This is a genomic window from Mesorhizobium sp. M0410 (assembly GCF_040321435.1).
GTDB lineage: Bacteria > Pseudomonadota > Alphaproteobacteria > Rhizobiales > Rhizobiaceae > Mesorhizobium.
In genome coordinates this window covers 61298-75111 of record NZ_JAMYRN010000012.1, presented here as the reverse complement: position 1 = coordinate 75111, position 13814 = coordinate 61298, and the positions used below count along the sequence as shown (strand labels likewise).

The 13814-nt window shown below is 64.8% G+C and carries 13 protein-coding genes; 9 read left to right on the top strand and 4 right to left on the bottom strand.

Annotated elements, in window-relative coordinates:
* Positions 1 to 64 precede the first annotated feature (64 nt).
* The 3 genes from NKI63_RS19090 to NKI63_RS19080 all read left to right on the top strand — a co-directional run bounded on the left by NKI63_RS19090 (position 65) and on the right by NKI63_RS19080 (position 1761).
* Positions 65 to 535 (top strand): Lrp/AsnC family transcriptional regulator, encoded by a 471-nt coding sequence (locus NKI63_RS19090; RefSeq protein ID WP_254816142.1) that lies wholly within the window; start codon positions 65 to 67, stop codon positions 533 to 535.
* A gap of 84 nt (positions 536 to 619) precedes the next feature.
* Positions 620 to 1105, top strand: a complete 486-nt coding sequence (gene dut, locus NKI63_RS19085) for a dUTP diphosphatase (RefSeq protein ID WP_352822858.1) — start codon at positions 620 to 622, stop codon at positions 1103 to 1105.
* The gene (locus NKI63_RS19080; RefSeq protein ID WP_352479875.1) at positions 1105 to 1761 is read left to right on the top strand and encodes an HAD family hydrolase; all 657 of its coding nucleotides are present in this window, start codon (positions 1105 to 1107) and stop codon (positions 1759 to 1761) included. Before dut ends, NKI63_RS19080 begins: the two co-directional genes overlap by 1 nt.
* A gap of 33 nt (positions 1762 to 1794) precedes the next feature.
* On the opposite strand, the gene NKI63_RS19075 is transcribed toward NKI63_RS19080, so the two are convergent.
* Positions 1795 to 2379 (bottom strand): TetR/AcrR family transcriptional regulator, encoded by a 585-nt coding sequence (locus NKI63_RS19075; protein WP_352506937.1) that lies wholly within the window; start codon positions 2377 to 2379, stop codon positions 1795 to 1797.
* An 81-nt stretch (positions 2380 to 2460) separates the two neighbouring features.
* On the opposite strand from NKI63_RS19075, the gene NKI63_RS19070 reads away from it, so the two are divergent.
* The 4 genes from NKI63_RS19070 to NKI63_RS19055 all read left to right on the top strand — a co-directional run bounded on the left by NKI63_RS19070 (position 2461) and on the right by NKI63_RS19055 (position 5698).
* Positions 2461 to 2871: an SRPBCC family protein gene (locus tag NKI63_RS19070; protein WP_352506936.1), complete on the top strand. Its 411-nt coding sequence runs from the start codon at positions 2461 to 2463 to the stop codon at positions 2869 to 2871.
* 75 nt (positions 2872 to 2946) lie between these two features.
* Entirely contained in the window at positions 2947 to 3804 is an 858-nt protein-coding gene (locus tag NKI63_RS19065; protein WP_352506935.1) for a hypothetical protein, read from the top strand.
* 77 nt (positions 3805 to 3881) lie between these two features.
* Positions 3882 to 4685 carry an isocitrate lyase/PEP mutase family protein gene (locus NKI63_RS19060; RefSeq protein WP_352506934.1) on the top strand — a complete coding sequence of 268 codons (804 nt, stop codon included), beginning with the start codon at positions 3882 to 3884 and terminating at the stop codon, positions 4683 to 4685.
* A gap of 14 nt (positions 4686 to 4699) precedes the next feature.
* The gene (locus NKI63_RS19055; protein ID WP_352506933.1) at positions 4700 to 5698 is read left to right on the top strand and encodes a proline racemase family protein; all 999 of its coding nucleotides are present in this window, start codon (positions 4700 to 4702) and stop codon (positions 5696 to 5698) included.
* Here NKI63_RS19055 and NKI63_RS19050 read toward each other — a convergent pair.
* Together NKI63_RS19050 and NKI63_RS19045 are read right to left on the bottom strand one after the other, a co-directional pair.
* A complete protein-coding gene (locus tag NKI63_RS19050) occupies positions 5695 to 6390 on the bottom strand; it encodes a sulfate transporter family protein (RefSeq protein WP_352506931.1) in 696 nt (231 codons plus the stop codon). The genes NKI63_RS19055 and NKI63_RS19050 overlap by 4 nt on opposite strands.
* 83 nt (positions 6391 to 6473) lie before the next feature.
* Positions 6474 to 7364: a DMT family transporter gene (locus NKI63_RS19045; protein ID WP_502896077.1), complete on the bottom strand. Its 891-nt coding sequence runs from the start codon at positions 7362 to 7364 to the stop codon at positions 6474 to 6476.
* A gap of 208 nt (positions 7365 to 7572) precedes the next feature.
* Here NKI63_RS19045 and NKI63_RS19040 point away from each other — a divergent pair, with 208 nt between their 5' ends.
* Positions 7573 to 8565, top strand: a complete 993-nt coding sequence (locus tag NKI63_RS19040) for an adenosine kinase (protein ID WP_352506999.1) — start codon at positions 7573 to 7575, stop codon at positions 8563 to 8565.
* Between the two features lie 57 nt (positions 8566 to 8622).
* Here NKI63_RS19040 and NKI63_RS19035 read toward each other — a convergent pair whose 3' ends face one another.
* Positions 8623 to 10902 (bottom strand): NADP-dependent malic enzyme, encoded by a 2280-nt coding sequence (locus NKI63_RS19035; RefSeq protein ID WP_352506930.1) that lies wholly within the window; start codon positions 10900 to 10902, stop codon positions 8623 to 8625.
* A 202-nt stretch (positions 10903 to 11104) separates the two neighbouring features.
* Between NKI63_RS19035 and mutS the strand changes: the two genes are divergently transcribed.
* A complete protein-coding gene (mutS, locus tag NKI63_RS19030; RefSeq protein ID WP_352506998.1) occupies positions 11105 to 13753 on the top strand; it encodes a DNA mismatch repair protein MutS in 2649 nt (882 codons plus the stop codon).
* Positions 13754 to 13814: the final 61 nt, after the last annotated feature.

The following is a 13814-nucleotide window of genomic DNA, read 5'->3' as shown; positions in this document are numbered from 1 at the left end:
CTATCAGGGTCATCGGTCTCAAATTGTCCTTGTCTAAAGCCAAATTTTGGGACAAACATCCCGCATGATGGCGGAAATCGACGAAATAGACCGGAGATTGCTGGCCGAGCTGCAACGCGACGGCACGCTGTCCGTCGACCAGCTCTCGGCAAGAATATCGCTGTCGCGCAATGCCTGCTGGCGCCGGGTCAAGCGGCTGGAGGAAGACGGCGTCATTACCGGTCGGGTGGCACTGGTCGACGCCGACAAGCTCGGACTCGGGCTTTCGGTGTTCATCCTGATCCGCACCTCGAACCACGATCCCGACTGGCTGCAAAGATTCCGGGCGGCGGTGACCGGCTTTGCCGAGATCACCGGCGCCTACCGCATGTCCGGCGATCTCGACTATGTGCTGCGCGCCCGCGTCGCCGATGTGAAGGCCTATGACCGGCTCTACCAGCGGCTGATCGCCAAGGTGGCGCTGTCGGACGTTTCGGCCTCTTTCGTCATGGAGGAGATCAAGGAGACCACGGTCGTTCCGATGGAACTGCGCTGAGGCGGAACTGCGCTGAAAGAAAGCCGTTGATAGCATTGCCGCCGAGTTGACTGAACCGGCGTTCGCGACGATAGGATCAGCCTTATGCGCGCAGCACCTTATCCTACCTCCGTCATCGGTCCGGCTGTCGGTTTCGTCAGGCTGCCGCATGGCGAGGGCTTGCCGCTTCCCGCCTATGAGAGCTCGGGCGCCGCCGGCATGGACCTGCGCGCCGCCGTCCCCGACGACAGGCCGCTTTTGATCCTGCCCGGAAAGCGCGCGCTGGTGCCGACCGGGCTGGTCCTGGAAATTCCGGAGAGCGTCGAAGGCCAGGTCCGGCCGCGTTCGGGCCTCGCCGTCAAGCACGGGCTCACCTGCCTCAACACGCCGGGCACCATCGACAGCGACTATCGCGGCGAGGTCAAGGTGCTGCTGATCAATCTCGGCGACGAGGATTTCGCCGTGACGCGCGGCATGCGGATCGCCCAGATCGTCTTCGCCCCGGTAACGCAGGCGACCGTCGAGGAGCGCACATTGGCCGGCGGCACGGCGCGCGGCTCGGGCGGCTTCGGATCGACCGGCACCGCTTGATGAAAATACCCAAACTCGTCATCTTCGATTGCGACGGGGTTCTGGTCGATACCGAGAACCTGGCCAATCGGCGCCTCGCCGAATGGTTGACCGCGGCAGGCTTCCCGGCCAGCTTCGAATATTGCCGCAAGAATTTCTCCGGCCGCAGCATGGTCTCGGTGCAGAAGGAAGTCGAGGCGACCGGCGTCAGTCTTGGCGCCGATTTTGTCGAGCGCTGGAACGCCGGCCTGCCGGACCTGTTCGCACATGGCGTCGAGGCCATCCCCTACGTTCGCGAGTTCATCGAAACCGTGCACGCCGCCGGCATCGCCACCTGCGTCGCCTCGTCGGCACGGGTATCGAAAATGCACATCACACTCGGCCAGACCGGGCTGCTGCCGCTGTTCGAGCATGCGCTGTTCAGCTCGACCATGGTCTCGCGCGGCAAGCCGTTCCCCGACCTCTTCCTGCATGCGGCAGCGACGATGGGCTTCGCGCCCGCCGACTGCATCGTCATTGAGGACAGCGTCGCCGGGACGACAGCCGGCATCGCCGCCGGCATGCGCGTCTATTCCTACCACGGCGACCCGCTTTCCGACCGCGATGGACTGATCGAAGCTGGCGGCATCCTGTTCGACGACATGCGTGAACTGGCCGGGCTGGTGCCGATCCACTGATCGCCTTTGCGTAAGCTGCATGCGCATCCGGTCTCAGACCGGGCGTGGGGCTCCAAGTACTCGGTCGACCGTGTCGCGTATGAGGCTGCGCAGCTTGGCCGGCCTGTCGAGATGACTGACGACAAGGAGGCCGTCGGCCGCCACCGTTAGCGCGTCCGCTGTGCGGTCCGGATCGGGATTTGCGTCCGCGATCAGCAGATCCCTGAGGATACCCCACTTCCAGTGACGATGCTGATCGATCGCCTGGCGAACCGGGCTGCTGGGATCCGGATATTCAGCGGCGGCATTCTGAAACGGGCAGCCGCGGTAGCCCGGCTGATCTGCCGCATCGGCGATGAGATCGAATATCGCAAGGATCATCTGCCGAGGTGGCCGCCGCCCAAGCTTCGCGATTGCCGCCCGTCCTCCCTTGCTGAGCTCCTCGATATAGGCGCGGACCAGATCGTCCTTGGCCGCGAAGTGATGATAGAACGTCGCCTTGGCAACGCCGGCCTCGGCGATGATGCGGTCGATGCCGACTGCGCGCACCCCCTCCAGAGAAAACAGCGCGGTCGCCGTATCGAGGATGCGACGGCGCGCAAGACTTTCGGGACGATTGTTGATTCGGGCTGCGGACATGCCTTGACTATATAGCAGACAGGTCTGTATACATCCACATGTAGACAGACAGGTCTACCTACTAATGAAGGAAATGCGAACATGGCTTCGATAGTCAGGGAAATCATCGTAGATGCTTCACCGGAAAGCGTATGGGCGACGGTCGGCGACTTCGCCGGCGGCGCCCAACGGATAGCCCCAGGCGTTTTCGTCGACTGCAGGGTGGATGAGGACGACGTACGGGCCCTTACTTTCGCCGACGGCAAGATTGTGCGAGAGCGGCTCATCGCCCGCGACGAGCAGAGCCGGCGCATCGTGTGGGGATGGCTCGGCGATGAGGTCGCCCATGATAACACCTCCATGCAGGTCTTTGCCGAGGGTGAGGGCCGGAGCCGCCTGGTCTGGATCCATGACACTCTGCCGGACGAACTCGGCGCGTGGCTCGCAGCCGCCATGGATCAGCTGGTGCCTGTTTTCCAGCAGACCCTGGCGACCGAAGCCAAACCAACATAGCGGGGTAACGCCAGGTGTTTCCTCTTGGCCGCAAAATGCTCTAGCTTGCGCGCGCCCGACATAACGAGCGCGCGCATGGCCTTCTCGCTGGTTCGTTTCATCCTTGCCTGCCTGCTGCTGCCTTGTCTTTGGACGACGGCCAGCGCCGAGGCCGTCAGTTTCCCGGAGCTCGGCAGCGCTGTCCCCGGCCACGGCGATGTCACCTATCTCGACCTCGCCAGGATGGTCATTCCCGATCTGGCCGCGGACAAGGACGGCTTTTTCCGGGGTTCGACGCCGATCGAGATGCGCCACATCGCTGGTCCGGACTACGGCGGCTCCCCGCCGGCGACGTCGGGTCTTTCCAACGCCGGCGTGCTCGGCATCAAGGCCGGCGGCAAGGAGCGGCTGGCCATGCTGTTCGACCTTGGCGACTCGCCTGACAGCGCCGAGGGCTATGCCGTGCTGGCACTCTATGACATCACCGGCAAGCCGGCGCTGCTCGACGCGGTCAATGTCGCCGTCGACCGCATCACCTATCTTCGCGATCCGGGCAAGCTGGCGATCGGGCCTGGTGACGACGCTATCATCAGCATGAGCATGCATTTCAATTCGAGCCAGGGCTATGGGATCACGCCGCTGATCATGGTCCGCAACGACAGGTTCGAGCTGATCGACATGATCTATACGTTCGACGAAAACCTCTGCACTCATAGGAGGACACAGAATGCGGCGTTCCAGGTGGTCGCCGACGGCCAGCCTTATGCAGCCATCAAGGTCACAGTGACCGACGCGACGCTACCGGGAGAAGAAAGCTGCGACGGCCAGCCGCCGCCAGAGGCGTCTTCGCGCGACATTTCCGTCACCTATCATTGGAACAAAAATGCTTCGCGCTACGTCAAGGATTCCGATGCGCTGGACCGATTGGCAGATGACAACGCCAAACGCTTCTGAGCCAACCGCATTTGTTTGCCCGGCGCCTTCCGCCGGGCTAGAATTTGCCTCACATTCTGCACTGGAGGGGAGCATCCATGGACAAGGGTAAGATTTTTCGCGACCTGCATGCCTCGATCTTCGTCATGGCCAATTCCTGGGACGTCGGGACGACCAAGCTCTTGGCTTCGTTCGGCTTCAAGGCGCTGGCCACGACCAGCGCCGGCTTTGCCTTTTCGCGCGGCCTGCCCGATGGTGCGGTGACGTTCGAGGCGATGATCCATCATTGCCGTGAAGTGTCGGCGGCGACCGGGCTGCCGGTTTCGGCCGATCTCGAAAAGGGCAAGGGCGACAGCGCAACAAGTGCCGGCGAGACCATCTTCGCCGCCGAGGCGGCTGGCCTCGCCGGCTGCTCGATCGAGGACCATACCGGCGAGCCCGACAAGCCGATCTATGATTTTGCGCATGCCGTCGAGCGCGTCGCGGCGGCGGCAGAAGCGGCACGGGCACTGAAACGCGATTTCGTCTTCACCGCGCGGGCCGAGAATTTCCTGTGGGGCAAGCCCGATCTTGACGATACGATCAAGCGGCTGCAGGCCTTCGAGAAGGCCGGCGCCGACGTGCTCTATGCACCGGGGCTAGGCGACATCGAGATGGTGCGAACCGTCTGCTCGGCGCTGACCAAGCCGGTCAACGTCATGGCCAGGCCCGGCTTCACCATCGCCGACCTGGCCACGGCGGGGGTAAAGCGCGTCTCGCTCGGTCCATGGCTCACCAATTTCGCCTTCGGCATGCTGGAGACCGCGGCGCGCGAGATCCAGCAGGATGGCACCTTCGGCTTCACCCGCGCCGCCATGCCGTTCGGCAAGCTGCAGGCGCTGTTTGCCAAATCTTCAGCCTAGGTCGGGCCCGGCGAATGACCCTCACCGTCGTCGACATGCACACCGGCGGCGAGCCGCTGCGGATCGTCACCGGCGGCTACCCCGACATTCCCAAGGGCACGATCCTCGAAAAGCGTGCCTATGTGCGCGACCATCTCGATCATCTCAGAAAGATCCTGATGTTCGAGCCGCGCGGCCATTACGACATGTATGGCGCGCTGCTGGTGGAGCCTGACCTGCCGGGCGCCGACCTCGCGGTGCTGTTTATGCACAATGAGGGCTATTCGACGATGTGCGGCCACGCCATCGTCGCGCTCGGCCGCTACGCCGTCGACGAGCGGCTGGTGGCGCCACGCGAGCCGTTGACGACCGTAAACATCGAGGCGCCGTGCGGGCTGATCTCGGCTTCTGTGGACGTAAGGAATGGCAAGGCCGGTGCGGTGTCCTTCGAAAGCGTGCCGGCGTTTCTGTTCGCCCGCGACCGGCGGATCGAGCTGCCGGGCTATGGTCCGGTCGGCTTTGACATCGCCTATGGCGGCGCCTTCTATGCGCTCGCCGACTGCCGCCAGTTCGGGCTGGAATTCGGCAGGAACCGGGTGCGCGATTTCGTCGATGCAGCGACCGCGCTGACCGATAAGCTCAAGGCCGAATTGCCGCTGTCGCATCCCGACCATGCCGATCTCGCCTTTCTCTACGGCACCATCCTGACTGACGGACAGGATGCGTTCTCCGATACGCCGACCAAAAACATCTGCGTTTTCGCCGAAGCCGAGGTCGACCGTTCGCCGACCGGCTCGGGCGTCACCGCGCGGCTGGCGGCCATGCACGCCAAGGGGCAAATCGAGATTGGCCGGGCGCGGCTGTTCGAGAGCATCGCCGGCTCGCGCTTTTCCGGCGCGGTCGCACGCAGGGCCACAGCCGGGCCGCATGATGCCATCATCGCCCGGGTCGGCGGCCGCGCCTATTACTCAGGACGGGCCGAATTCATCGTCGAGGACGATGATGACCTGGGCAGGGGTTTCCTGCTGCGCTAGCTCCCTTCCCGCGCCGAGATCGCCTTGTGCAGATGCACCATCATGGCGGCGGCGAACAGCGGCGTCAAAAGGTTGAGCAGGGGCACGGCCAGGAAAGCGGCGACGACCAGCCCGGCCAGGAATACGGTGACCGCGTGCTTTCTGCGCAGCGCCCTGGCCTCGGCCTCCGGGCGAAAGCGCATGGTGGCGAACTCGAAGAACTCGCGCCCGAGCAGATAACCGTTGACGATGAAGAAGGCGGCGATGTTGATGCCCGGCACCAGCAGAAGCAGCAGAGCGATGATGTTGCCGAGGATGACGACGCCGAAGAACCTGATCGCCAGCACCAGCGAGCGCAGCGCCGGCACGGCGCAGCCGGGCGGATCGTTGGGATAGTCGGTGCGCTCGACCACTTCGGCGACGTCGTCAAGGAACAGGCCGGCGATGATCGCCGTCACCGGCGCGATAAAAAGCGCCAGCCCCAGCGCAAGGCCGACGCCGGCGACGACGGCGCCCAGCCATCCGGCCCAGGAGGGAAGGGCGGGCAGCCATGCATCGATCCACGGCCAGGCCAGCCATTCGAACAGGCTCTTTATCCCGAACCACAGCGCCGCCAGTGCCAGCAAGGTCAGCCCCAGTGTCTTCACGAACACGGAACGGAATTCGGGCGAGAACAGCCGGCTCAAGGCGGCGCGGGCGGCGTCGAGGATCACGGCGTTTCCAATTCCATGTCAAACATGCCCGTGGCTGATATCTCCGAATAGGCGGAGACCGCCCAAGTCGCAAGCGCGGCTTCCTAGCGCGCGACCTTCGCCTGGGGAATGGTCATCGCCGCCACGCCGACGACGACCAGGGCCATTCCCCACCACGCGCTCGGACCAAGGCTTTCGCCAAGGAACACGGCTCCGATAGCAACGCCGATCGGCACCCGCAGATAGGCTTGCGAGGTGGTGCCGACGGAGCCCAGCGAATGGAGGAGGCGGAAATAGATCGAGAAGGCCAGCGCGGTCGAAAACACCGAAAGCCCGAGCAGCGCAAGGACCGAAGCTGTCGATGGCGCCAAGGTCCATGGCCGGTCGAACGCAAGGCTCAACGGGATCAGCATCGCGGCGCCGCAGAGCATCGAACCGGCGGCCGGCACCATCGGGTCGAGCCCCCTGAAGCCGCGGCCGAAAACGGCAGCGCCGGCGTAGCAGATCGTCGCCGCGACCACGGCAAGTTGCGGCAATATTTGCTGTCCGAGGCCGCCTAGCGCTGGGGCGCCGACAACGAGGCATATTCCGGCGATTCCCGCCGCGACACCGAACAGCTTGCGCATGGTCGCCGGTTCATGGCGGGTGATGAGGGCGGTCAGCAAGAAGGTGAAGATCGGCGAGGTCGCATTCAGGATCGTGGCCAGCCCGGCATCCAGCGAGCGCTCGGCCCAAGCGATCAGCGTGAACGGCACGACGCTGTTGAGGCATGCCTGGAATGCAAACCGGCGCCAGCTTGCGGCATCACCCGGCAAGGCCAGCCCGCGCCAGCGGATCCAGGCGAACAGGATGCCACCCGCGACCAGGGTTCGCGCGGCGATCAGCGTTACCGGCGGGATCGTCGCGACGCCGATCTTGATGAAGCTGTAGGATACGCCCCACAGCAGCGCCAATACGACGAGCAGCACCAACTCGAGCCTCGTGTCGGTTTTCATGGACATGGCCGGCTGGAACCTCTGGGCATCGCTCATCTCAGCCATGCTTGTAAGCCAGGCACGCGGGAAATGCTTCGGCCGCCATCCAACGATGGTCGCTATGCTGACATTCGTCGGATCGCCGCTAGGCAAAGCCGCATCAAACCGCTAGACCCGCCCGCGCCCGGCGTGGCAGAAAGCCGGTGGCTTTTGGCGGAGACATGAATTGATGCCGGATTATGACGTGCTTTGTATCGGAAATGCCATCGTCGACATCATCGCCCAGTGCGACGAGGCGTTCCTGGAGACCAACGGCATCATCAAAGGCGCGATGAATTTGATCGACACGAGGCGCGCCGAACTGCTCTACAGCCGCATGGGCCCGGCCATCGAAGCCTCGGGCGGCAGCGCCGGCAACACGGCGGCGGGCGTTGCCTCCTTCGGCGGCCGCGCCGCCTTCTTCGGCAAGGTCTCCAACGACGCGCTCGGCGAAATCTACGCGCATGACATCCATGCCCAGGGCGTCGCCTTCGACACAAAGCCGCTCAACGGCGAACCGCCGACGGCGCGCTCGATGATCTTCGTCACGCCGGACGGCGAGCGCTCGATGAACACCTATCTCGGCGCTTGCGTCGAGCTCGGCCCGGAGGACGTCGAGGCCGACAAGGCGTCGGGCGCCGCCGTCACCTATTTCGAGGGCTATCTGTGGGACCCGCCGCGCGCCAAGGAAGCGATCCGGCAGACGGCGAAACTCGCCCACGCCGCCGGGCGCGAAGTGTCGATGACCCTGTCGGACTCGTTCTGCGTCGACCGCTACCGCGACGAGTTCCTCGATCTGATGCGCTCCGGCACCGTCGACATCGTCTTTGCCAACAGCCACGAGATCAAGTCGCTCTACCAGACCGCGTCCTTCGACGAGGCGCTGGCGCAGATCCGCAAGGATTGCAAGATCGCCGCCGTCACCCGCTCGGAAAAGGGCTCGGTGATCGTGCGCGGCGACGAGACCGTCACCATCGAGGCGACCAGGATCCGCGAGCTGGTCGACACGACAGGCGCCGGCGACCTCTATGCCGCCGGTTTCCTCTATGGCTACACGCAAGGCCGCAGCCTGAAGCAGTGCGGCGACCTCGGCTCGCTGGCCGCCGGACTGGTCATCCAGCAGATCGGCCCAAGGCCAAGGCAGAATCTGCGCCGCGAGGCCGAACAGGCGGGGTTGCTGTAGCGCGGCGCCTCTTCCTTCTCCCCCAAGGGAGAAGGAAGAGGTGCCGCTAGGCGCTCCTCAAGCCCCGGTGCTATACGCCGCGATCGCCGCCATATTGACGATGTCTGAGTCCTTGGCATTGAGCGAGACGATCTGAACCGGCTTGTTCAGGCCGACCAGCAGCGGGCCGATGACGGTAGAGCCGCCGAGTTCCTGCAGCATCTTGGTCGAGATCGAGGCCGAGTGGAAAGCCGGCATCACCAGCACGTTGGCCGGGCCGGTCAGCCTGATGAACGGGTACTGCGCCATGGCGCGGGCGTTGAGCGCCACGTCGGCGGCCATTTCGCCGTCATACTCGAAATCGACGCGGCGCTTGTCGAGGATGCGCACCGCTTCCTGGACGCGCTCGGAGCGCTCGCCCTGCGGATGGCCGAAGGTCGAATAAGCGAGCATGGCGAGCCTCGGCTCGTAGCCCATGCGGCGGGCAAAGCCGGCGGCCTCCTCGGCGATGTCGGCGATCTGTTCAGCATTCGGCATGTCGTGCACGGCGGTGTCGGCAACGAGGACGGTGCGGCCCCGCGCCAGCACGATCGACACGCCGATAACGCAGTGGCCGGGCCTTGCGTCGATGACGCGGCGGATGTCATCGAGCGCCGTCGAATAGTTGCGGGTGACACCGGTGACGATGCCGTCGGCATCGCCCAGCGCCACCATGCAGGCGGCGAAATGGTTGCGATCGTTGTTGATCAGCCGCTGGCAGTCGCGGAACAGGAAGCCTTTGCGCTGCATGCGCTCGTAGAGATAGTCGGCGTAGACCGAGTTGCGCCGCGACAGCCGCGCATTGATGATCTCGATGCCTTGCTTGCCGAGGTCGATGCCGGCGTTCCTGGCGTTTTCCTTGATGATGTCGTCGCGGCCGAGCAGGATGGCGGTGCCGAGCCGCTGGTTCACATAGGAGACGGCGGCGCGCATCACCTGCTCCTCCTCGCCCTCGGCAAAGACGATGCGCTTGGGCTGGCGGCGCACCCGGTCGTAGATGCGCTGCAGCGTCGATGCGATCGGGTCGCGGCGGGCGGAAAGCTCCTGCGCGTAGCGGTCCAGATCGAGGATCGGCTTGCGGGCGACGCCGGAGTCCATCGCCGCCTTGGCGACCGCGATCGGGATCGCCGAGATCAGGCGCGGATCGAACGGCACCGGGATGATGTAGTTTGGACCGAATTTCGGCCGCATGCCCTGATAGGCGGCGGCGACGTCGTCGGGCACGTCCTGGCGCGCCAGTTCGGCGAGCGCTTTGGCCGCGGCGATCTTCATGTCGTCGTTGATGGTGGTCGCCCGCACATCGAGCGCGCCGCGGAAAATGTAGGGGAAGCCAAGCACGTTGTTGACCTGGTTGGGATAGTCGGACCGCCCCGTCGCCATGATGGCGTCGGTGCGGATCTCGGCGACCTCCTCCGGCGTGATCTCGGGGTCGGGATTGGCCATGGCGAAGATGATCGGGTTCTTGGCCATCGACTGCACCATCCTGGTGGTCAGCGTGCCCTTGGCCGAGAGGCCGAGGAACACGTCGGCGCCGTCCAGCGCTTCGGCCAGCGAGCGCGCACCGGTTTTCACGGCGTGCGCCGATTTCCACTGGTTCATGCCTTCGGTGCGGCCCTGAAAGACCACGCCCTTGGTGTCGCACAGGATGATATTTTCTGGCGCAAAGCCCATCGCCTTCATCAGTTCGATGCAGGCGATGCCGGCAGCGCCGGCGCCGTTGCAGACCATTTTCGTGGTCTTCATGTCGCGGCCGGTGATTTCCAGCGCGTTGATCAGGCCGGCGGCCGAAATGATGGCAGTGCCGTGCTGGTCGTCATGGAAGACCGGTATGTCCATCAGCTCGCGCAGCCGCTGCTCGATGATGAAACACTCCGGCGCCTTGATGTCCTCGAGGTTGATGCCGCCGAAGGAGGGGCCGAGAAAACGCACGCAGTTGATGAATTCGTCGGCATCCTCGGTGTCGACCTCGAGATCGATGGAATCGACATCGGCGAAGCGCTTGAACAGCACCGCCTTGCCTTCCATCACTGGCTTCGAAGCAAGCGCGCCGAGATTGCCGAGGCCAAGGATGGCGGTACCGTTGGAGATGACGGCGACCATGTTGCCGCGAACCGTATAGTCGAAGGCGCGGCTCGGATCCTCGGCAATGGCGAGAACCGGCACGGCGACGCCCGGCGAATAGGCGAGGCTGAGATCGCGCTGCGTCGCCATCGGTTTTGTGGCGACGATCTCCAGCTTGCCCGGCCGCCCCATGGCATGGAATTCCAATGCCTCCTGGGCGCTGACGGAGGGCCCGTTGCTTTCGGATTTCTTGGCCATGATGCTTTCGGTTCCTCGCCCGTACGGCACCGCTTGAGATGGGTGCGCATGCTTTCTTTTGTGGAAGGTTCGGGATTAAGGCTACACTTCGCCGCTGTAAACCGCCAAGCATGGCCTGGAAAATTTTGGAAGCAGCTTCTTGAACGACGAGACGCCCATTCGAAGCGACAATGCCACGCCGGCCTTCGCGCCGGCGACGCCGATGATGGAGCAGTATATCGAGATCAAGGCGGCGAACCCGGATTCGCTGCTGTTCTACCGCATGGGCGATTTCTACGAGCTGTTCTTCGACGACGCCGAGAAAGCAAGCCGGGCGCTCGGCATCGTGCTGACTAAGCGCGGCAAGCACCAGGGGCTCGACATCCCGATGTGCGGCGTGCCGGTGCATGCCGCCGACGATTATCTGCAGAAGCTGATCGGCCAGGGGTTCCGCGTCGCCGTCTGCGAGCAGATCGAGGATCCGACGGAGGCCAGGAAGCGCGGCGGCAAATCGGTGGTGCGCCGCGACGTGGTGCGGCTGGTAACGCCCGGCACCATCACCGAAGACAAATTGCTGGCGCCGTCGGAATCGAGTTTTCTGATGGCGCTGGGACGGGTCAAGGGCGGGGCCGAGCATTCCTTTGCCTTGGCCTGGATCGAGATCTCGACCGGTGTCTTCCGCGTCGCCGAGACCACCGCCGACCGGCTGCTCGCCGATGTCTTCCGCGTCGACCCGCGCGAGCTGATCGTCGCCGAGCCGGTGTTTTACGACCCGGAGCTGAAACCGGTCTTCGACGTGCTCGGCCGTGTCGCCAGCCCGCAGCCGCCGTCGCTGTTCGATTCGGCTTCGGCCGCCGGCCGCATCGCGCGCTTCTTCGAGGTGGCGACCCCTGACAGTTTCGGCTCGTTTTCGCGCGCCGAGCTGTCGGCGATCTCAGGCGTCATCGCCTATGTCGAAAAGACGCAGAAAGCCGAGCGGCCGCCGCTGTCGCGGCCGGAGCGCGAGGAGCAGGGCTCGACGCTGTTCATCGACCCGGCGACGCGCGCCAACCTGGAACTGCTGCGCACGCTGTCCGGCAGCCGCGACGGATCGCTGTTCAAGGCGATCGACCGCACGGTGACCGGCGGCGGTGCAAGGCTGCTCGCCGACCGGCTGATGGCGCCGCTGACCGATCCGGCGGCAATCGCTGCAAGGCTGGACTCGGTGTCGTTCTTCCGCTCCGAGACGCGCCTTTGCCAGGCGGTGCGGGCAAGCCTGAAGAGCGTTGCCGACATGCCGCGCGCGCTGTCCAGGCTGGCGCTCAACCGCGGCGGCCCGCGCGACCTCGGCGCGCTGCGCGCCGGTTTCGAAGCGGCCGGCGCCATCGCCGAACTGTTCGGCCAGATCGCCTTGCCGGGCGAACTGGCCGCGGCGTTGGGAGCTATCAAGACGCTGCCCAATGAACTGGCGGCGCATCTGGCGCAGGCGCTGAGCGACGAGCTGCCGTTGCTCAAGCGCGACGGCGGCTTCGTCCGCGGCGGCTACCACGCCGAACTCGACGAGATGCGGGCGTTGCGCGACGAGTCGCGAAAAGTGATCGCCGGGCTGGAGCGCTCGCTGATCGACGAGACCGGCATCCGCTCGCTGAAGATCAGGCACAACAATGTGCTGGGCTATTATATCGAAGTCATCGCCAATCATCATGCGCTGATGACCGGCAGCGACGGCGCCAGGGCGCGCTTCATCCATCGCCAGACCATGGCCAACGCCATGCGCTTCACCACCACCGAACTCGCCGAGCTGGAAACCAAGATCGCCAATGCGGCCGACCGGGCGCTGGCGATCGAGCTTGCCGCTTTCGAGGCGCTGACGGCGCAAGTGGTCGGCCACGCCGACAGGATCCGTGCCGGCGCCGAAGCGCTCGCCGTGCTCGACGTTTCGGCCGCACTTGCCTTGCTTTCCGAGAGCGAGGCCTGGTGCCGGCCGTTGGTCGATGCGAGCCTTGCCTTCGAGATTTCGGGCGGACGCCACCCGGTGGTCGAACAGGCGCTGCGGCGTTCCGGCGAAGGCCCGTTCGTCGCCAATGATTGCGATCTGTCGCCGCAAGGCGATGCCAAGACCGGCGCGATCTGGCTGCTGACCGGCCCCAATATGGGCGGCAAGTCGACCTTCCTCAGGCAAAACGCGCTGATCGCCATCCTTGCCCAGACCGGTTCCTTCGTGCCCGCGGCATCAGCCCATATCGGCGTCGTCGATCGGTTGTTTTCGCGGGTCGGCGCCTCCGACGACCTGGCGCGCGGCCGCTCGACTTTCATGGTCGAGATGGTCGAGACGGCGGCGATCCTCAACCAGGCAGGCGAGCGCGCACTGGTCATCCTCGACGAGATCGGCCGCGGCACCGCCACTTTCGACGGCCTGTCGATTGCCTGGGCGGCGGTCGAATATCTGCACGAGAAGAACCGCTGCCGGGCGATCTTCGCCACGCATTTCCACGAAATGACGGCGCTGGCCGGGAAACTTACACGGCTCCACAACGTCACCATGCGGGTCAAGGAATGGGAAGGCGACGTGGTCTTCCTGCACGAGGTCGGCAAGGGTGCGGCCGACCGTTCCTACGGCGTCCAGGTGGCGCGGCTGGCCGGCCTGCCGGAAGCCGTCGTCGGCCGGGCCAAAGAAGTGCTGCACCAGCTCGAAGCCGGCGAGGTCTCGGGCAAGGCCAACCGTCTGGTCGACGACCTGCCGCTGTTTTCTGTGGCGGCGCAGCGGGAAGCGTCGAAGCCGGCGAAGAGTGATGGGCTGGGTTTGGCGCTAGCGGAGATCAATCCCGACGAGATGACGCCAAGGGAGGCGCTGGAGGCGCTGTACAGATTGAAGGGGATGCTGGCGAAGTAGGGCTTCTGCAATCGGAGCGGCGTCGGCGAAACCGCCAATCTCCCCCTCGAGGGACCCACCA

Excerpts from the sequence above, each read along its gene's own strand:
- NKI63_RS19070 (WP_352506936.1), top strand. The coding sequence starts at position 2,461 with ATGGCTTCGATAGTCAGGGAAATCATCGTAGATGCTTCACCGGAAAGC.
- dut (WP_352822858.1), top strand. The coding sequence starts at position 620 with ATGCGCGCAGCACCTTATCCTACCTCCGTCATCGGTCCGGCTGTCGGT.
- NKI63_RS19090 (WP_254816142.1), top strand. The coding sequence starts at position 65 with ATGATGGCGGAAATCGACGAAATAGACCGGAGATTGCTGGCCGAGCTG.
- NKI63_RS19040 (WP_352506999.1), top strand. The coding sequence starts at position 7,573 with ATGCCGGATTATGACGTGCTTTGTATCGGAAATGCCATCGTCGACATC.
- NKI63_RS19075 (WP_352506937.1), bottom strand. The coding sequence starts at position 2,379 with ATGTCCGCAGCCCGAATCAACAATCGTCCCGAAAGTCTTGCGCGCCGT.
- NKI63_RS19080 (WP_352479875.1), top strand. The coding sequence starts at position 1,105 with ATGAAAATACCCAAACTCGTCATCTTCGATTGCGACGGGGTTCTGGTC.
- NKI63_RS19035 (WP_352506930.1), bottom strand. The coding sequence starts at position 10,902 with ATGGCCAAGAAATCCGAAAGCAACGGGCCCTCCGTCAGCGCCCAGGAG.
- NKI63_RS19065 (WP_352506935.1), top strand. The coding sequence starts at position 2,947 with ATGGCCTTCTCGCTGGTTCGTTTCATCCTTGCCTGCCTGCTGCTGCCT.
- NKI63_RS19045 (WP_502896077.1), bottom strand. The coding sequence starts at position 7,364 with ATGAAAACCGACACGAGGCTCGAGTTGGTGCTGCTCGTCGTATTGGCG.
- mutS (WP_352506998.1), top strand. The coding sequence starts at position 11,105 with ATGATGGAGCAGTATATCGAGATCAAGGCGGCGAACCCGGATTCGCTG.
- NKI63_RS19055 (WP_352506933.1), top strand. The coding sequence starts at position 4,700 with ATGACCCTCACCGTCGTCGACATGCACACCGGCGGCGAGCCGCTGCGG.
- NKI63_RS19060 (WP_352506934.1), top strand. The coding sequence starts at position 3,882 with ATGGACAAGGGTAAGATTTTTCGCGACCTGCATGCCTCGATCTTCGTC.